Raw genomic sequence first — 19,367 nt, 5'->3', positions numbered from 1 at the left:
CTATGCAGGTTGCACGTATTCTAATTGATCTAAGCTCACTTTTGAAGTAAAAATTCCGTAATTAACGGTTGCTTTTGTTTTTTCAATTACATCAATGGTTCCAATGGCTTTTCCGTCTATCATTCGAACTCTGTCGCCTACTTTTAAAGTAACTTTTGGTTTGTTTTCTTCTTCAATTTTGGCTTTGATTTTCTTTTCTTTTTTAACTACTCGAATCTCCTCCACAATCACCTTGACTTCTTCTTCCACCTTTTTCTGGATAACTTCTTTTACTTTCTTTTCTTTAACCGAAAGCTTTTTACGTTTCGAATTTTCTATTTCAACCATTTTCAGAAATTCGCCGATTAACGTCTTTTTGTCTTTATTATTGAAGTAACTTTCCGAAATATCATCAATTTTTTGTCCAATGTAAATCAAACGCTGGTTAGCATCATACAATTCTTGATAGCGTTCTAATTTATCCTGAATTTTTGCATTGATGGTTTCCATTTTTTTGCTTTCTTCACGCGCTTTGGTTTCTTCTTCTTTTAAATTTAAAGACGTTTTCTCCAATTTAGAGCGTTCTTTTTGAAGTGTTGCAATCGTTTTGTCAAAGCGAACTTTTCCGCCTTCAATTTTCTTTTTGGCACGATTGATTAATCCGAATGGAATACCATTTTTTTGCGCGACTTCGAATGTAAACGAACTTCCGGCTTGACCTAAAATCAATTTGTACATGGGTTCTAATGATTTCTCATCAAACATCATGTTGGCATTGGAAGCAAAAGGTAATTCGTTCGCTAATATTTTTAAATTGCTGTAATGCGTTGTAATAATTCCGAAAGCTTCACGAGCATAGAATTCTTCTAAGAATGTTTCTGCCAAAGCACCTCCTAATTCAGGATCAGAACCAGTTCCAAATTCATCAATTAAGAATAATGTTTTATCGTTACATTTCTTCAAGAAATAGTTCATGTTCTTTAATCGGTAACTGTATGTACTTAGATGATTTTCAATAGATTGATTATCTCCAATATCTGTTAAAATTCTGTCGAATAAAAAGGTTTCGCTACGTTCATGAACCGGAATTAATATCCCACTTTGTAACATCAATTGCAGTAATCCAACAGTTTTCAAAGAAATCGTTTTTCCACCAGCATTCGGTCCTGAAATCACAATAATGCGACTTTCGTTGTGTAATTCGATGGTTTGTGGATAGGTAACGGCTTTCTTTTCCTTGTTGTTTAAATACAAAATAGGGTGGTAGGCTTCTCTAAAAAACAACCGCTTTTCTTCGATAATATTTGGAAGGATTCCATTGATTTTATAAGCATATTTCGCTTTCGCAGCAATCACATCTAAATCACTTAAAAAATCTTGATAAGCATCTATAGTTTCGGTAAATGGACGAATTTCATTAGTTAAACGTTTTAAAATTCGCATGATTTCTTCGCGTTCTTCAAACTCTAGATTGTTTAATTCTCGCGAATAACGTTGCGCCGCTTCGGGTTCGATATAAGCAATACTTCCTGTTTTAGAATTTCCAAGAATAGAGCCTTTTACTTTTCTTCGATACATGGCTAGAACCGCTAAAACTCTGCGATTTTCAACTACCGTTTCCTTGATGTCATCTAAATAGCCCAACGAATTATATTGGCTCAAAGCCATACCAAAACTTTGGTTGATTTTCCCACGAACCAGATTTATATTTCTTCGAATATCAATCAAATCAGGTGAAGCGTTGTCTTTGATGATACCGAATTTATCTACCACTTCGTCAATGCGTTGCAAAATCAATTTTACAATGTCAATTTGGGAAGCTTTTTGAAATAAATTTGGATAATAATCTTCGAATTTCTTTAAAAACTGAATCAAAGTAATTGCGGTTTCCGAAAGGTTGGCAATCTTTTTAAAACTTCCTACCTCCAAGAAACTATCTTCGATAGCTAAGAATTTTAGTTCGTAGTTGATATTTTCAAATCCGTGATTCGGAATGGCGTTATTATTGGAAAACGACGACAAATATTCGGAAGTTTGCTTCAAATTAATAAGCAATTCTTCTTTGTTTTTGAAAGGTGTTATTGCCATAGCTTTTGCTTCGCCAATATCAGTGTTGCAGCGGCCAGCAATCGTTTCTAAAACGGTATTAAATTCTAAATCTTGTAGTGTTTTTTGGGTAATCGAAATCATTTTTCTTTTTCTGTTAGGTCAAAGTTACAAAGTAATGAATGCATATTGCAACAGAAATTTATATTTTTGGTAAAAATTATAAAATGTTTATCAAAAATCAGACTTGGCAAGCCTTATTAGCAACTGAATTTCAGAAGCCGTATTTTGTTGAATTGATGCAACAAGTGGAACAAGAATACACTAACACGACTTGTTTTCCGCCAAAAGAACTGATTTTTTCAGCTTTTGAACAATTTGATTTTCAAGATACGAAAGTGGTGATTATTGGACAAGATCCTTATCACGGAATAGGCGAGGCGAATGGTTTGTGTTTTTCGGTGAATGATGGTGTAGCAATTCCGCCTTCGTTGAAGAACATTTACACGGAAATTAATAATGAATACGATAGAATTCTTTTTCCAACTTCAGGAAATTTAGAACGATGGGCAAAACAAGGCATTTTGTTGTTAAATGCAGGTTTAACAGTTAGAAAGGACGAAGCTAACAGCCATAAACACTTAAAATGGAATCTTTTTACTGATGCTGTGATTGATTTGATTAATGAGCAATCTGAAAATGTAGTTTTTTTACTTTGGGGAAGTTTTGCACAGAAAAAAGGAAAACTTATTGATAGAGAAAAACATTTGGTTTTAGAAAGCGGACATCCATCGTTTGCACATTCGCATAAAAAATGGTTTGGACATAATCATTTTAAATTGACGAATGAATATTTAAGAGAAAAGGGTAAAGGTGAGATTGAGTGGTGAAAAAATAGTCAACAATCATTTCAATCATTTCACATGAATATCAAAAATCAAAACACTCAATAGCAGCAAAATAAAGAAAATTGCTAAAAACAACACATAACTGTAGATTGAATATAAGAAGGCTTTAATTTTTGATAAATTATTGAAAAAGGTGATATATGTCCAAAAAATCAAAACAATATCCATCAACATTAAAATATCAACAAATAACTTGTTGTAACTAGATTCTGTGAAATATTTGGTTATTGGAAATATAACAATTCTAAGAATTAATCGTTGCGAAGCCATGTAAGTATTCAAAACAATATGTTCGATGAAGTTATAACCTTGTTTTCTAAAAACTACATAGGAAGCTAATGAAAACATAGGAATAGACAACAAAATTATCCAATAATAATGATGTGAAATCCATTCGTTTAAACTTTCATATTCAACACCTTGGATTTCGGAAACTACTTTTTTATCTAAAACACTGAAATGAAATAAATGTCGTAAAACACCATATAAAGTGGCTAAAATAATAACTAACGAAATTGGCTTGAAGTGTTTTACACGTTTTCCTTCAATGAATTCTCGAATTGATTTGCCTGGTTTGGTATATAATTCTTTTGCCGTATATAAAACACCACTATCAAAATGGAAAAACCCATGCTGAATGTCGTGCCAAATAAAATGAAAATTTAACTTGTGTGTAGCAGCAGGTTGTCCACAATTATTACAAAAGTGTCCGGTATAAGTTTTATTGCAATTTTTACAAGTTATTTGCATTTAAGAGTAATAATTCAAAATCATTCTTGTTATTAATACTCACTACAATTGTGAGGGTAGTTTTTAATTTTTATCAAAATTAATCATCCATTCAATTCCAAATTTATCTCTAAACATTGCAAAACAGGATTCCTCAGGATTGTCTGCAACTGGTATTTCAATATTTCCACCTTCAGATAGTTTATCATATAATCTTATTGCTTCATCTATACTTTCTGCACTAATGGAAATTTTGCTTCTATTTTCGTTTTCATTTGTTAATCCCATAAATTCAGGAACATCATTTCCTATTAAAAAATTATTACCAATTGGTAGAGCAATATGCATAATTTTATTTGCTTCCTTTTCTGAAACAGGAAATTCAGGACTTGAAAAATCTTTAAAACGTATAATTTTAGCAAACTCACCACCAAATACTGATTTATAGAAATTGAAAGCTTCTTCGGCATTTCCGTTGAAGTTTACATGTGGATTGATTAGAGCCATAATTTAAATTTCTTTTGAGCTATTATTACAAAATGGTAAATTCTAATGAATTGCTTGCATCAACACCAGTTACAGTAGTACGAATTGTTACAGTTACTGCATCTTTAGAACCTAACGAAACAATTTCATTATCTAGCCTAATTCGGTAATCTCCTGGTGTTGATGGTGTAATTGTAGTTTCGTATTGGTAATTTGTTTCCAAAACATCTAATTGACAAATAGCAGAAATAAATTCTCCAATTTGATTGGTTCCTAACACTTCATTTTTAGAATAACCAGATTCAGGAACAATTTCCCAATTTCCAGAAGCGTTTTTCTTTTCTAAAGTATAATTAAAGAAAAATTCTTCTGAAGTAGATGTTAAATACAAATCAAAAGGGTTGGTATCTTGAGGTAGTAAGCGCGCAAAATTGCAAGAAACAGTAACATCGTTGGCAGTTGTGTTTACATCAATTAAATTGTTAGCAGTAACTATTTTTGATGCGAAAAATTCATCATCACTTTCTGTACAACTTGTAAAAAGTATAGCTGGAATTACAAGTGTTAAAATATATATGTATTTTTTCATGTTGTTTATTATTAAAATCTATAACCTAAATTAATTCCTAATCTTGAAATGGTTTTTGGACTATCAGCATGAAATAAGTTTTTTCCCATTCCAATGGTTACATCAACCACAAAACTTTCTTTTATATAGAATTTATATCCAACTGAAGCTCCAAGTGCAACATCATTATAATCTTTTACCGAAGTAACAACATAATCTGCAGAACCATTATTAAGTGTTACCAATTCTTTGTATTGTCCACCGTTAATTGATGAAAAAGCTTCAACATAATACAAGTTTACAGCACTTTTTGATAACGCATAACGCACATAAGGAATAACTTGATAATCAATTAAAGTTCTTGTGTCATCAGTTGCAAAATCATCTTTTTTACTTGATTTATTTAAGAACATTCCTGTAATTCCGACAGAGAAATCAGTATTTAAAAAACGTTCGTAAGAAATGCCTAACCTTCCATTTGAAATTAAATTCAAAGCGTCGATTTTAACTTCATTTTTTTTAGCTACAATTGGTGAAACTATTGAATCTGAATTGGTTTGCGCAAATGAACCTAATGCAAGGAAGAAACAAAATAAAAAGCTTATTTTTTTCATTTTTTTTAATTGTTAATTTGCGTAAATATAGCAAAATAATCAATTAAAAGTTAAGGCGCCCAGAATTTCTTCACTCATAAATCTTCCGCCAGGATAAGTAGCTGTATAGTCTAAATTTAACCAAATTTGGCCACGTTCATCAATGTGGTAATGAATTTGTTGGTTATAACTTTCTGACTCAAAAAGAATTTCTTTAATAAAATAGGTAGCTGTTTCTAAGTCTTTTTGAGTCCCAATTAGCATTTCTGGATACAAATGTCCTCCGGTGTGAATAATTCTTGGCGTTCCACCAACGGCTTTGATACATGCAGCCATTAAAATAGCGTGATCGTCGCAATCACCCGAAAAATGTTGTAAACTTTCAGAAGCATCTGCAATGTATTCGCTACCTTTTGGATCGTTAACATAATTCCAATTATTTCTAATTTCTTTAAAAACTGCAAAACATTGAATCATCGTTCTAATTTCACCTGATTTTTTTACATTCTTGAAATGTTTTGAAGTTGCTGCTAAGGCAAAGTTTCGAACTTTTGGATTCTTAAAATCTACTGCATCAATAATTTTAGATTTATTAGGAAATGGCAGAAGTTTAGAAAGAATTAAATCTTGTGGATTTGGATTTTCTTTCATAGAATAAATCATATAACGATAATCTTCAAAAACTCGGTTAAAACCATAATTTCCAAATAAAGTTCCAAATAACAGCGAAATCAAATACAAAAAGACAATTAAAATAATAATTGTTTTTACCAATCGTAAAAGCAACTGAATGATTGCGATAATAAAAATAAAGAGAATAATTCGGTCTAAATGAATTATCCAATCTAAGTCGATTAAATTTTGATGTGCAATTAAAAAAACAGGTATTGTTATTAATATATTCAATAAAAAAATGACAACAATATCCCACGGCTTCGGTAAAGAAAGCTTTTCTTTGAGTTCAGCGATAGTAGGAATTTTAATTGTCATTTCGTTTAAAACGATAAAAATACGGAATTATTTAAGTATTGATTCTTTTGGCAATTTTTTATCGATAATTTGAAGCTTCAAAAGTTGTTCCATTATTTTATCCAATGTTGGACCCGTCATTTGTTTTTGCGACCAACGCGTTAATTTTAACCATTCTTGAATTGCTTCCACTTTTTGATTGTATTTAGAAGCTAAGGTTCTGTCAATACTCGGAATCATTTTAAATTCTTCTGTTGTGGTATTGATAATGTCTAAAATTTGTTCGATTACTTTTGGATGTTGTTCCAAAACTTCATTGCGAACTGCAATCACAAAACAAGGCCATGGAGTAGGGCAATCGGCAATTCTTCTGAAAATTCCTTTATCTACCAATGGTTGTGTCATAAAACGTTCCCACATGAAATAATCAGCTTTTCCTGAAGTTAGACTTTCAACTGCGCCATCAATGGTGTTAACGATTTCAAATTGTAAGTTTTCAGTGTTCCAATTCTGATTTTGCGCATTCACAATACTCATCAAATGCGAACCTGAACCCATGCGAGAAATGGCTACTTTTTTATGTTCTAAATCGGAAAGTGCTTTATAATTAGAATTAGCCGCAACGTGAATTCCCCAAATTAATGGACTTTGCACATAGACTTGCACAATTTTACTCGGATTTCCAGCGGCAATATCTTTTATGATACCTTCAGTCAGAATTACTGCAATATCGGTTTCGCCATCGCGCAACATTTGACACATTTTTCCTGTACCTTCTGGAACATCTTTCCATTGCAAATCGATTCCAACGGCTTCAAATTCGCCATCTTCGATACACATGTGCCAAGGTAAATTGAAATGTTCTGGAACCCCAGCTATTTTGATTGTTTTCATTATGTTTTTATTAGATTATTCAGATAATTTTGAGATACATTCTTCTCTAATTCTCCAAATTTCTTCAAAGGTATTATTTTGATTGGTTTCTTTAATCCATTTTTTCAAAAAAGCCTTATGATATTCCACTTTAAAATCACTTACTTGATTTGGAAGGATTTCGATTTCTTCCATAATATCCTGCTTTATTTTATCATAAAAAGAATCTGAAGTAGTAGCATCAACTGGAATTTGATTAATCTTTAAATAACAATGTGCTTCAGGAATGTAATTGATATTATTTTTTGTGAGTAAATCGCCTAGCTTTTGTGTGTTTACTTCATTCATTTTAAAAATTCCAATGTACAATTTTACATTTTCAATCTCATTTTTATCCGCAAAATCCTTTAAAAAAGCGTGTTTTGAACTACAAGTTCCTTTGTTTTCAGATAATACCAATGAAAAATCATACCTATTAGTATTTCTTCCATAAGGAATGTTTTTTACTTTATTTATTAGTTCATCAAAATTCATTCTAACGTTCTAAATTCTGATTTCTAATTTCTAAATTTTTTAACTGCCACCATTTCCAAGTTACACCATTTTCATCAGGATAATCTTCCATAAAATTGAAACCTACTTTTTGCAACACATGATTAGAAGCACCGTTTTCGGCATGGGTGTAAGCATTCATTTCTTTAATTTTCATTTGATTGAAACCATGTTCTAACCAAGCAATTGAAGCTTCCGTAGCGAAACCTTTGTTCCAAAATTTTTCATTTAAACGATAACCATAATCATAGAAATTGGTATTTCCGTTTTCTACATGGTCGTTTACAAATTTAATTCCTGTCCAACCGATTAATTCATTCGTATCTTTAGTTATAGCGACAAAACGCCCAATTCCGTTATTGATGTATTGTTGTCTAACCATATCAATGTAAGCGTGAACTTCGTCAATATGAACAACTGGTTTTTGCCATAAAAATTTATGAACATTAGTGTTGCAATCCATTTCAAATAATGAATTTGCATCTTCATGACGCATTTCTCTTAGGATTAATCGTGGTGTTTCTAGTATTAAATCCATTTTATAATTTTATAATTTCATCATTCAACATTCGTTATTCGATATTCAACGTTTAAACTTGGAATAGTCAATTTTGATTAACGAATTTTGAAGTTTCAGCTATTCAGCTAACTTATTTAAAGTATATTCAATTAATTCATCTACAGCTTTGTACGGGTCTTCACTAAAAGTTCCAGTTGCACGGTTGGCGATGATAGCATTTAATGATAAACAATTATGACCTAATAGTTTTCCCAAACCATAAATTGCTCCAGTTTCCATTTCTAAATTGGTCATTCGCGTTCCGTTAAAATTGAAACTATCCATTTTAGAATTTAATTCTGGATCTTGAATCCCTAAACGCACCACACGACCTTGTGGACCGTAAAATCCACCAGCGGTTCCAGTGAAACCTTTGAAAATTTTATCGCTTTCTAATCTTTGCTCTAACGTTTTGCTTCCTGCAATTACGTATGGACGACCTTTTCTCATGTCCCAATTCGTTTGTTTGATGAACGCTTCTTCCATTTCGGTTTCCGAAATTTCGTCAATTAAATAGGAGCGAAGCATGTTATCCAATCCTAATCCATACTGACTCATTACAAAACTATCGCAAGGAATATCAGCTTGTAATGAACCTGAAGTTCCGATACGAACGATATTCAATGAAGTCAATTCATTTTTAACCGTTCTAGTTGCTAAATCAACGTTTACCAAAGCGTCTAATTCATTCATTACGATGTCGATGTTATCTGGCCCAATTCCTGATGACATAACCGTAATTCTTTTGCCTTTATACGTTCCAGTTTGGGTTTTAAATTCACGTTTTTGAGTGGTGAACTCAATAGAATCAAAGTGTTTTGTGATTTTTTCTACACGGTTTTGGTCACCAACGAAGATAATATCGTTAGCTACTTGTCCAGGTTTTAAATTGATGTGATATACACTTCCGTCTGGATTTAATATTAATTCTGATGCTGCTATCATTTGTTTTTAGTTTAAAGTTTCAGGTTTCAGGTTCTTAATTTTGAACTTGAAATTTGAAACAAATTTATCCGCCCACGCGTTTTGTTTTGAATCCTTTGTCTTGTAGTATTTTCATGATTTTGTCACGATAATCACCTTGAATGATGATTTCTCCATCTTTAAACGTGCCACCAACGGCTAATTTGCTTTTGATTTCTTTCGCTAAGATTTTAAAATCTTCGTCTTCGCCTTCATATCCTGAAATAATCGTGGTAGGTTTTCCTTTACGTTTCTCATATTTGCAAATCATAGGTGCTGCCTGAACGAATAATTCGTGAGGCGTTTCTTCGATAGCTTCTGGTTCGTTAGAAACTTCGTGGTTAGGGAATAGTTTTTTTAATTGTTCGCTTAAATCCATTTTTAATTTTTTGGAACACAGATTAGAAAAATTTTAAAAATCTCTATAATCTGAATGTTGTAATTTTAATTAATTATTTTATTTTTTGGAACACAGATTTGAGAAATCTTAAAAAATCAATAAAATCTTTATAATCAATATTCAAATTTAATTATCTTTTTTTCTTCTTTAAATCGTTTGTAAAAATTTTTCTAATGAATTGTGGGTCTTTCCCAAAATTTAAAATTAAGCCAACTTCACAATCGGTTGCTTTTAAATAATTTAATAATTGATTTTCATGAATATCGGTTAAGTATTCAACGCATTTTAATTCAACAATTACAGAATCATTTATAATTATGTCTGGGATATATTCTCCAACAATTTCATTTTTATAATATACATTCACTTTTTTCTCAGAATCAATTTTATAACCATTATTCTTGAGTTCGATTAGTAATGCTTTATGATATACTTTTTCTAAAAAACCAAAACCTAATTCATTGTAAACATTGTAATAAATCCCAATTATAGATTTAGTTAATTCTTGGTGTGGAAAATTTTTCATAATTACTTTGTATGGCGTTTAAATTATCAAATTGCTAAAAAATACAGGAACACAGATTTAAGAAATTGGAATAATCTTTATAATCTTTTTTCTTTTGAATTAAATTATAGAAATTTTTAAAATTATTAAGATTTCTTAAATCTGTGTTCCAAAGGTAAACCTGTAATTGTGTTTAAAAACAAAAAAGACATCAAGAAAACTTAATGCCTTTTCTATCTATTATAAAATTATTTATTTCTTAATCAATCCTAATTCAACCAAACGTTCATGTAAGAATTCACCAGCGGTGATATCTTCATATAGTTTTGGATTGTTTTCATCGATACATTCTGGTAAGCAATTTAAACTCATATCACTTACTGGGTGCATAAAGAAAGGAATTGAATAACGAGAAGAACCCCACAATTCTCTTGGAGGATTTACCACTTGGTGAATCGTTGATTTCAACTTGTTGTTGGTGTGCCTTGATAACATATCACCTACGTTAATCATCAACTCGTCTGGTTGTGCCATAGCATCAATCCATTCTCCGTTATGATTTTGTACTTGTAATCCTTTTCCTTGAGCTCCCATTAATAAGGTAATCAAGTTTATGTCACCATGTGCTGCTGCACGAACGGCACCATCTTTAGGTTCGTCAGTGATAGGTGGGTAGTGGATTGGACGTAAAATACTGTTTCCGTCTTTGATGTATTTATCAAAATAGAATTCGTCTAAACCAATGTAAAGCGCTAAAGCTCTTAACACATAAACACCTGTTTTTTCTAACATTTGGTAAGCTTCTTTACCTACTTCATTGAATTTAGGTAATTCCGTTACTTCCACGTTATCTGGATATTCGCCAGCGTACTTTGAACCTTCGCTAACGTATTGTCCAAAATGCCAAAACTCTTTTAAATCTCCAGCAGAGCGACCTTTAGCATGTTCTTTACCGAAAGAAACATAACCACGTTGTCCGCCAATACCTGGGATTTCGTATTTTGCCTTGGTTTCTAAAGGAAGTGTAAAGAAGTTTCTCACTTCTGAATACAAACCTTCAACTAATTTGTCATCTAAAAAATGACCTTTTAATGCTACGAATCCGATTTCTTCGTAGGCTTTTCCGATTTCATTTACAAATTTTTGTTTACGTGCCGGATCATCCGACAGGAAATCACGTAAGTCAACACTAGGAATTTGTTGCATACTTAAGCTTTATTGTTAATAAATCAAATGGGTTATAACCCAAGTAAATACAAATGTAATTAAATATTTTAAATTCAAAAAAGGAAAGTTGTTAACATTGATGAAGGTAGGAAGAAGGGAGTTGGAAGATGGAAGTCATTGGCGCGCTGATGTAACGGATTTTCAAGCGCTGATTTAAACGTTTTTTTTTGGAACACAGATTGAAGAAATTTACATAATCAAATAATCTTTCATGAACTTTTATAGGTAAAGAATTTCAACTTGAAAACATTATATGGCTTATATGTTAAAAATTACAAGGAGCTATTTTATTATTTCTAAATTAATTCCTTTTGCGTTCTTTGCGAAAAAACTTTGCTCCTTTGCGTTTAAACTTGAAATTGTACTTGTTCTTGCTCTTGAAATTTGTCTCAATCTTTTTTTATAACAATTCGCTTTCAAAATGTTATTTTTATTACTTTTGAGCAAAATTTAATCGTTCCATCATCATGAACTTTGAAAGAAAAGAATTATCGAATTCACAACTACTTGATTTATATAAGAAAATCTTAAAACCGCGTTTGATTGAAGAGAAAATGTTGATTCTAATCCGTCAAGGAAAAGTATCAAAATGGTTTTCTGGAATTGGACAAGAAGCCATTTCTGTCGGAATCACTTCGGTTTTGGATAAAGACGAATATATTTTACCAATGCACCGTAATTTAGGAGTGTTTACTACTCGTGATATTCCATTACACCGTTTGTTTTCGCAATGGCAAGGTAAGAAAAACGGATTTACAAAAGGTCGTGATAGAAGTTTCCATTTTGGAACGCAAGAATATAAGATTATTGGAATGATTTCGCATTTAGGTCCTCAATTAGGGATTGCAGACGGAATCGCTTTAGCCAATAAATTAAGAAAAAATGGAAAAGTCACTGCTGTATTCACAGGAGAAGGCGCAACTTCGGAAGGAGATTTTCACGAAGCTTTGAATATTGCTGCTGTTTGGGAATTACCAGTTTTATTCGTTATTGAAAATAATGGTTACGGATTATCAACTCCAACAAACGAGCAATACCGTTGTGAAAACCTTGCTGATAAAGGTGTAGGTTACGGAATGGAAAGTCATGTGGTTGATGGGAATAACTTATTAGAAGTAGTGCATTTGATTTCGGAATTAAAAGCTTCTATGGTAGAAAATCCTCGTCCTGTGTTATTGGAGTTCAAAACGTTTAGAATGCGTGGACATGAAGAGGCGAGTGGAACGAAATACGTTCCTCAAGAATTGATGGACATGTGGGCGGTGAAAGATCCAGTTGAAAATTATAGAAATTACTTAAAAGCTACTGCGGTTTTATCAGATGAAGAAGATGAAGCGATTCGTGCTGAAATTAAGAAAGAAATCGATACCGATTGGGCAAAAGTTCAAGAAGAGCCAGAGATTGTAGCTTCTTTGGAAGAAGAATTAGGTGATGTTTACAAGCCTTACGAATTTGAAGCATTCAATCCTTCTTCGGAAATGGAAAATATCCGTGTGATTGACGCGATTTCAAATGGTTTACGTCAGTCGATGGAACGCCATGAGAATTTGGTCATCATGGGACAAGATATTGCAGAATATGGTGGTGCTTTCAAAATTACGGACGGATTCGTAGCGCAATTTGGAAAAGAAAGAGTTCGAAATACACCAATCTGTGAAAGTGCTGTAGTTTCAGCAGCTAACGGACTATCTATAAACGGATTTAAAGCTGTGATGGAAATGCAGTTTGCGGATTTCGTTTCAACCGGTTTTAATCCAATCGTAAACTTATTAGCGAAGCAACATTACAGATGGCAAGAAAAGTCAGATGTAGTGGTACGTATGCCTTGTGGTGGTGGTACTCAAGCCGGACCTTTCCATTCGCAAACAAACGAAGCATGGTTTACCAAAACACCAGGATTAAAAGTAGTTTATCCAGCGTTTCCTTATGACGCAAAAGGGTTATTGAATACTGCAATTAACGACCCAAATCCAGTATTGTTCTTCGAACATAAACAATTGTATAGAAGTGTGTATCAAGATGTACCAAAAGATTACTACACATTACCTTTCGGAAAAGCGTCATTGATTAAAGAAGGAACTGATGTAACAATTATTTCATTTGGAGCAGGAGTTCATTGGGCTTTAGAAACTTTGACTAAAAACCCAGAAATTAAAGCTGATTTATTGGATTTAAGAACCTTACAACCAATGGATTGGGATGCGATTTATGCTTCAGTTAAGAAAACGAATAAAGTTATCATTTTACAAGAAGATACTTTGTTTGGTGGTGTTGCCAGCGATATTTCAGCAATGATTATGGAAAACTGCTTTGAACATTTAGATGCTCCAGTTAGAAGAGTTGGAAGTTTAGAATCGGCAATTCCGTTTATGAAATCGTTAGAAGATCAATATTTACCAAAAGGAAGATTTGAAACCGAATTAAAAGAATTATTAGCTTATTAATTCATAAGTATAAATTATTTAAAGACACTTTCGGGTGTCTTTTTTTGTTTTGCTATTTTTTTCTGTAAAAATGATATATTTGATTTTTAAAAAAGAAAAATTCTATATCTCTAAATTTTAATTGCATGAAATCAATGTATTCTTTATTAATGATTTTTATCGTTTTGTTAAGTTGTTCTAACAACCAACAAACTAACGATCCAATTCCCGATCATGAAACCTTTACAATTGACTCAAAATATGTCAATGAAAAAAGAGTTATTACTGTTTGGTTTCCTGATGAATATAAAAATTCAACAGATTCATTACCTGTTTTATATATGCCTGATGGCGGAATTAAAGAAGATTTTCCACATATTGCCAATACATTATCAGAGCTAATTAAAGCAAAAAAAATTAAACCAATCATTTTAGTTGGAATCGAAAACACACAGCGTAGACGCGATTTAACACCACCAACATCTGTAGCAAAAGATAAAGAAATAGCGCCAGTTGTTGGAGGTTCTGCTGCATTTAGACAATTTATACAAGCGGAATTGATTCCTGAAATCCAAAAAAAGTACAGAACAACGGCTAAGAAAGGCATTATTGGGGAATCGTTAGCTGGATTATTTGTAACCGAAACATTTCTAATTGCTCCAGATATGTTTGATTTTTATATTGCTTTTGATCCTTCTTTATGGTGGAATAACAAGCAATTATTGAAAGATAGTCCAAATTATTTAGAAGCATTTCCAACGACTTCTAAAACGTTTTGGTTTGCAGGTTCAAGTGCTAAAGATATTTTTGGTAATACAAATAAGCTAGCTGAAATTTTAACTTCAAATTCACTTCCCAATTTAAAATGGAATTATTCCCCAGAAAAGAAAGAAGAACATCATACAATCTTTAGAGTCACTAAGGAAAAAGCGTTGATTTGGAGTTTGAATTAAGAAGTTGTTTTTTTCAGTCATCATATCTTTTTAAAGATTTTTCTAAAATACTTTTTATTCGCAATCGCAAACGTTCGGGTTTTAGGACTTCTAAGCCATCACCAAAGCCTAAAAGAATGCGCTCCATTTCGTAGTTTTCGATTAGAAATAGGTTGATAATGATGCTTCCGTCTTCGTTTTCTTTTAGTAAGCGTTGTGAATTATGTAATGGTTTAGTCAATACATAAGGTGCATTGTATTGGTCTATCCACAATTGAATAGGTCTGGGTTGCAAGCCCGAGTTTACAGTAACACCAATTACATTTTTATAATAGTTCTCTGGATTAAAAGGTTGCTCCAAAAATGGCATTTGAAAATCATAATCTATTTTAATAATACGGTCTAAGGCTAAATTAGCGATGGGTTGACTGGCCTTTTTTCGACCAATAACAAACCAACGATTATTGAATTCTTTTAAAATGAAGGGATGAAAATAAAATTGATTTTCTTCTTTGGATTTGAAGGACTTATAGGTGATTACTAAAACTATTTTTTTAACTATAGCTTGATAGATTTCATCTAAAAAATGCAGGCCTTTTAGACTCTCATTTTTGTCTAAATGAATTACGGGCTGGGTGTGTGATTTTTCGGCATAGATTTTATCTTCTAAGCGTTGTAAAATATCAGAAACATCATTGAACAAGGAAAAATCTTTGAATTGCTTCAACATAGAAACCGTTTCACTTAGGACATTAATATCGGTTTCGGTTAAGGGAATATCGGTAATGGAAAAATCTTCATCGGCATAATGGTAATACTTTTTGTCATAGACTTCAATAGGGGCATTGTAGCCCAACTTTTCGCTACGCATCATCTGAATATCCAATTGAATGGTGCGCTTGCTTACAGGGTTTTCCTTGCCTTCGTATTCGTACAAAGCTTCGCTACAAGCGTTCATTAAATCTTCTAAGGTCCATTGACGGTAGTTGTTTTGCAAACATTTGTCAATGGTTTTGTAGCGGATGAGAGCGTTTTTATTTTGAGCCATTTTTTGAAGTGTTCAGTGGTCAGTTTACAGTGTTCAGTTTCAAAAATACAATTCTTTTTTTAGTACGCAAAATAATTGCGTAGTGCTAAAACTATATTTGTGTCAAAGAAAATAATTATGAAAAAAAGAATCCTAAAAGACGAACCAAAATATACCCAACAAAATCCTGATTTACCTAAAGCAATTATCTGTGATTTAGATGGCACATTAGCATTGATGAATGGACGAAATCCATTTGATGCCGCACGCTGTGAACATGACACATTAAATGAGCCTGTTGGAAATCTGTTGCGAAACTATAAAAAGTTAGGCTATCAAATCCTTTTGGTTTCGGGAAGAGAAGAGCAGTTTAAACCGCAAACCTTGTTGTTTTTGGAAAAACATGCTATTGCTTTTGATGCACTCATCATGCGAAAAACCAAAGATTTTAGAAAAGATGCCATCATTAAAACCGAAATTTTTAACGAACAAATAAAAGACAAATACTACATAGAGTTTGTGTTAGACGACCGTAACCAAGTAGTGGATATGTGGCGAAAAGAATTGGGATTGCCTTGTTTTCAAGTTTTTTATGGGGATTTTTAATTCGATAAAATTCTTACAAAAACTAAAGATAAAACGATTTTTTTATTACATTTGATAAGTACCTAATTATGAACGATAAAATACAAAACAAACTCAAACAAATCGAACTCGAAAAAGGAGTTGAAATCTTGTATGCGGTAGAATCGGGGAGTAGAGCTTGGGGATTTGCTTCTCCAGATAGCGATTATGACATACGCTTTATCTACAAGCACGATTTGGATTATTATTTATCGTTGTGGGAACAAACCGATGTAATTGAGTTCATGACTGAAGACGATTTAGATGGCAGCGGTTGGGATTTACGGAAAACCGTAAAATTACTAGCCAAAAGTAATGCACCTTTGTTAGAGTGGATTTATTCGCCAGTGGTGTATTATGAAAACGAAGCGTTTATGAACCAAATGCGAGCGTTAGCAAAAGACTGTTTTTCGCCAGTGGCTTGTTTGCATCATTATTTGGGCACGACTAAGAATTTTATGGATGTTTGCGAGCAAGAAGAGGTAAAATTGAAAAGCTATTTTTATGCCTTACGCACGGCATTAGCAGGAAAATGGATTATTGAAAACAATACTTTTCCACCAGTAGCTTTTATGGATTTATTGCCTATTGCACCACAAAACATACAAGAAAAAATAAAGGAATTAATGCAAATAAAAGCCCATCAAGACGAAAGTTATTTACACCCAAAAGAAGTATTGATTACTGATTTTTTGAAAGAAACGGTACAATTTAATATAGGAAATGCAGCAGATTTGAGAAGTGGGAAGAAGATGGCTGTGGAATTGGATGGGGTTTTTAGGGGAGTTATTCAAAATAAACATTAAAAAACACAATGACCATCCAAGACCTCCATACCCAAAACCTAATCCTCTTCGAAGTAATTTCGGGGAGTAAGTCGTTTGGGTTAAACACACCAACTTCAGATACGGATATAAAAGGCGTTTATTATTTGCCTAAAGCGCAGTTTTATGGGTTGCATTATATTCCGCAAATCAGCAATGAAAGCAATGATGAAGTGTATTATGAGTTGGGTAGTTTTGTGGAGTTGTTGTTAAAAAACAATCCCAATATTTTAGAAATTTTAGCTTCACCAGCAGATTGTATTTTGTACAAGCATCCGTTAATGGAACGTTTGCAATTGCAAGATTTCTTGTCAAAATTGTGCAAAGATAGTTTTGCAGGTTATGCTATGACGCAAATTAAAAAAGCCCGCGGTTTAAATAAGAAAATCTTGAATCCATTACCCAAAGAGCGCAAGAGTTTATTGGATTTTTGTGCTATTTTAAAGGGTTATGATTCGGTTCCGTTATCTAAATGGTTAATGGAACAAAACCTTTCTCAAGAACAATGTGGCTTAATCAATGTTCCCAATGCCAAAGGAATTTATGCTGTGTTTTATGATTCCGATACAACTTTAGGGTATCGTGGCATCATCAAAAATGAATTGTCTAATGAAGTTTCGGTTTCTTCCATTCCAAAAGGAGCTGAGCCAATAGCTTATTTATCGTGCAATTTAGAAGGCTATTCCAAATATTGTAAAGAATATGCAGAGTATTGGGATTGGATAGAAAAACGCAACGAAGAGCGCTACAATACGAATCAGCAACACGGTAAAAATTACGACAGCAAAAACATGATGCATACCATACGACTGCTGCAAACGGCTGAGCAAATTTTGTCTACAGGAACATTGAATATTCGAGTTTCTAATCGTGACGAATTGTTAGCCATAAAAGCGGGTGAAATGGAATATGATGCGTTATTACAAAAAGCAGATGATTTGATTGCTTCGATTGAGCATTTATACACAACTTCAACTTTACCTGAAACACCTGATGTTGAGAAATTAATAGCTGTTTTAGTAGAAATGCGAAAAGAATTATATAATTAAAACAAATTAAAAATGAAAAGAAAATTAATACTACTTCTATTTTTTATGATTTCACAACTACACTCACAAGTTGATAAAGATTCATTGAAAATTAATGAAAAAAAAGTTTATAATATAATATCTAAAGATAGTCTTGAAAAGATTCAAACATTACCAGTTTTACCCTATTCTTATAATAAAAGTATAAGTGATAACGATAATATTGATAAAATTTTAAGTAACTTATATGCTTCAATTTTTATCTCAAATAATAAAATTAGAATGTATTATGCTGATAGAGGTACAGCACGTGTTGTTATTACTAGTGATGGAAAAATTGAGTTGAAAGATTTGTATTCAAGAAGAAAGGCATTTAAAAGCTATATAAATGAAATTTCATCTTTATATACAAAGCATTTTGATTATTTAGATAGTATTGGAAAAAAAATTATCCCTGCCAAAAGTTTAACATTAAATAAAAATTTGGATGGTGTTTATTTAATACCGATAAGTTATAAAATGGAGACCTATGAAGATAAATATAATCGTAATGAACTTATATTAAGAGGTCCAATGTTTAGCAATTTAAGTGAAATACCAGTTGAGAATTTTGTTTCTAACTATATGTCATTTAATAATAAAATTTATGAAATTTTAGATTTAGATAAAATCTTTGATTCTAAACGACAAATAAAATTACTATTAAGGGTTTCTATCGATGGAACTATATTTATTGAAGATGCTCGTTCTAATGATAAGAATATTGTTGGGAGTTTTGAAAATAATGTTAAAAAGCTAAATGATTGGATCAAAAATGAAAAACAATCGAATAAAATGTTTTTCCCTGCAATTAATATTTATAATGAAGAAGTAGATTATTTTTTTGATTTTTCAAATTTTACTCTTATTGCAGACGAATAGTTTATATCTTTGCCCTCGAAATGAAAACACAAAAGCAACATATTAGTCTAAATTCAAATCGCTCTGCGATAGATTTTCCTATGGAGATTAACGGACGTTGTATGTGTTTTTATGAAGAATAGTTATTGTTTTTAGTAAAATTACACCAAAATATACGAAACGTCCTTTGCAAAAAGGGCGTTTTTTTGTTTAAAATAATATGATAAAACACTTCGACAAGCTCAGTGTGAC

The 19,367-nt window shown here is 32.1% G+C and carries 21 protein-coding genes; 7 read left to right on the top strand and 14 right to left on the bottom strand.

Features of this window, described 5'->3' with window-relative positions:
- Nucleotides 1-2,169 carry an endonuclease MutS2 gene (locus M9Q43_RS09270; protein ID WP_262318650.1) on the bottom strand — a complete coding sequence of 723 codons (2,169 nt, stop codon included), beginning with the start codon at nt 2,167-2,169 and terminating at the stop codon, nt 1-3.
- Nucleotides 2,170-2,252: 83 nt separating this feature from the next.
- Between M9Q43_RS09270 and ung the strand changes: the two genes are divergently transcribed.
- Nucleotides 2,253-2,915 carry a uracil-DNA glycosylase gene (gene ung / locus M9Q43_RS09265; protein ID WP_262318714.1) on the top strand — a complete coding sequence of 221 codons (663 nt, stop codon included), beginning with the start codon at nt 2,253-2,255 and terminating at the stop codon, nt 2,913-2,915.
- Nucleotides 2,916-2,939: 24 nt separating this feature from the next.
- Here ung and M9Q43_RS09260 read toward each other — a convergent pair whose 3' ends face one another.
- From M9Q43_RS09260 to M9Q43_RS09205, 12 genes are all read right to left on the bottom strand, one after another.
- Nucleotides 2,940-3,683, bottom strand: coding sequence for a DUF3667 domain-containing protein (locus tag M9Q43_RS09260; protein ID WP_262318649.1), 744 nt, complete (start codon nt 3,681-3,683; stop codon nt 2,940-2,942).
- Nucleotides 3,684-3,746: 63 nt separating this feature from the next.
- A complete protein-coding gene (locus M9Q43_RS09255) occupies nt 3,747-4,169 on the bottom strand; it encodes a VOC family protein (protein ID WP_262318648.1) in 423 nt (140 codons plus the stop codon).
- Between the two features lie 25 nt (nt 4,170-4,194).
- Nucleotides 4,195-4,737, bottom strand: a complete 543-nt coding sequence (locus M9Q43_RS09250) for a hypothetical protein (RefSeq protein ID WP_262318647.1) — start codon at nt 4,735-4,737, stop codon at nt 4,195-4,197.
- An 11-nt stretch (nt 4,738-4,748) separates the two neighbouring features.
- On the bottom strand, nt 4,749-5,330 hold the full coding sequence (locus M9Q43_RS09245) for a hypothetical protein (protein WP_262318646.1): 582 nt from the start codon (nt 5,328-5,330) through the stop codon (nt 4,749-4,751).
- Between the two features lie 39 nt (nt 5,331-5,369).
- On the bottom strand, nt 5,370-6,299 hold the full coding sequence (locus M9Q43_RS09240; RefSeq protein ID WP_262318645.1) for a transglutaminase-like domain-containing protein: 930 nt from the start codon (nt 6,297-6,299) through the stop codon (nt 5,370-5,372).
- 27 nt (nt 6,300-6,326) lie between these two features.
- Entirely contained in the window at nt 6,327-7,172 is an 846-nt protein-coding gene (locus M9Q43_RS09235; RefSeq protein ID WP_262318644.1) for a substrate-binding domain-containing protein, read from the bottom strand.
- Between the two features lie 15 nt (nt 7,173-7,187).
- Entirely contained in the window at nt 7,188-7,685 is a 498-nt protein-coding gene (locus tag M9Q43_RS09230) for a hypothetical protein (RefSeq protein ID WP_262318643.1), read from the bottom strand.
- Nucleotide 7,686: 1 nt separating this feature from the next.
- Complete coding sequence (locus M9Q43_RS09225) at nt 7,687-8,241, bottom strand: GNAT family N-acetyltransferase (protein ID WP_262318642.1); 555 nt, start codon at nt 8,239-8,241, stop codon at nt 7,687-7,689.
- Between the two features lie 99 nt (nt 8,242-8,340).
- The gene (locus M9Q43_RS09220; protein WP_262318641.1) at nt 8,341-9,207 is read right to left on the bottom strand and encodes a nucleoside phosphorylase; all 867 of its coding nucleotides are present in this window, start codon (nt 9,205-9,207) and stop codon (nt 8,341-8,343) included.
- 64 nt (nt 9,208-9,271) lie between these two features.
- Entirely contained in the window at nt 9,272-9,604 is a 333-nt protein-coding gene (locus M9Q43_RS09215; protein ID WP_262318640.1) for a translation initiation factor, read from the bottom strand.
- A gap of 151 nt (nt 9,605-9,755) precedes the next feature.
- Nucleotides 9,756-10,151 carry a GxxExxY protein gene (locus M9Q43_RS09210; protein ID WP_262318639.1) on the bottom strand — a complete coding sequence of 132 codons (396 nt, stop codon included), beginning with the start codon at nt 10,149-10,151 and terminating at the stop codon, nt 9,756-9,758.
- Nucleotides 10,152-10,382: 231 nt separating this feature from the next.
- Nucleotides 10,383-11,336, bottom strand: a complete 954-nt coding sequence (locus M9Q43_RS09205; protein ID WP_262318638.1) for an isopenicillin N synthase family dioxygenase — start codon at nt 11,334-11,336, stop codon at nt 10,383-10,385.
- A gap of 488 nt (nt 11,337-11,824) precedes the next feature.
- Between M9Q43_RS09205 and M9Q43_RS09200 the strand changes: the two genes are divergently transcribed.
- Together M9Q43_RS09200 and M9Q43_RS09195 are read left to right on the top strand one after the other, a co-directional pair.
- Nucleotides 11,825-13,801: an alpha-ketoacid dehydrogenase subunit alpha/beta gene (locus M9Q43_RS09200; RefSeq protein WP_262318637.1), complete on the top strand. Its 1,977-nt coding sequence runs from the start codon at nt 11,825-11,827 to the stop codon at nt 13,799-13,801.
- A gap of 125 nt (nt 13,802-13,926) precedes the next feature.
- A complete protein-coding gene (locus M9Q43_RS09195; protein ID WP_262318636.1) occupies nt 13,927-14,733 on the top strand; it encodes an alpha/beta hydrolase in 807 nt (268 codons plus the stop codon).
- A gap of 13 nt (nt 14,734-14,746) precedes the next feature.
- Here the strand turns inward: M9Q43_RS09195 and M9Q43_RS09190 are convergent, their stop codons facing one another.
- A complete protein-coding gene (locus M9Q43_RS09190) occupies nt 14,747-15,760 on the bottom strand; it encodes a helix-turn-helix transcriptional regulator (protein ID WP_262318635.1) in 1,014 nt (337 codons plus the stop codon).
- A gap of 117 nt (nt 15,761-15,877) precedes the next feature.
- Between M9Q43_RS09190 and M9Q43_RS09185 the strand changes: the two genes are divergently transcribed.
- From M9Q43_RS09185 to M9Q43_RS09170, 4 genes are all read left to right on the top strand, one after another.
- Nucleotides 15,878-16,345 carry a phosphatase domain-containing protein gene (locus tag M9Q43_RS09185; protein WP_262318634.1) on the top strand — a complete coding sequence of 156 codons (468 nt, stop codon included), beginning with the start codon at nt 15,878-15,880 and terminating at the stop codon, nt 16,343-16,345.
- Nucleotides 16,346-16,413: 68 nt separating this feature from the next.
- Nucleotides 16,414-17,169 (top strand): nucleotidyltransferase domain-containing protein, encoded by a 756-nt coding sequence (locus M9Q43_RS09180; RefSeq protein WP_262318633.1) that lies wholly within the window; start codon nt 16,414-16,416, stop codon nt 17,167-17,169.
- A gap of 8 nt (nt 17,170-17,177) precedes the next feature.
- Nucleotides 17,178-18,236 (top strand): nucleotidyltransferase domain-containing protein, encoded by a 1,059-nt coding sequence (locus M9Q43_RS09175; RefSeq protein WP_262318632.1) that lies wholly within the window; start codon nt 17,178-17,180, stop codon nt 18,234-18,236.
- A gap of 12 nt (nt 18,237-18,248) precedes the next feature.
- Nucleotides 18,249-19,136 (top strand): hypothetical protein, encoded by an 888-nt coding sequence (locus tag M9Q43_RS09170; RefSeq protein ID WP_262318631.1) that lies wholly within the window; start codon nt 18,249-18,251, stop codon nt 19,134-19,136.
- The last annotated feature ends 231 nt before the right edge of the window (nt 19,137-19,367 follow it).

The organism is Flavobacterium odoriferum (genome assembly GCF_025499515.1).
In the GTDB taxonomy this organism is placed as follows: domain Bacteria; phylum Bacteroidota; class Bacteroidia; order Flavobacteriales; family Flavobacteriaceae; genus Flavobacterium; species Flavobacterium odoriferum.
This window is presented reverse-complemented; position numbering and strand designations above follow the sequence as displayed.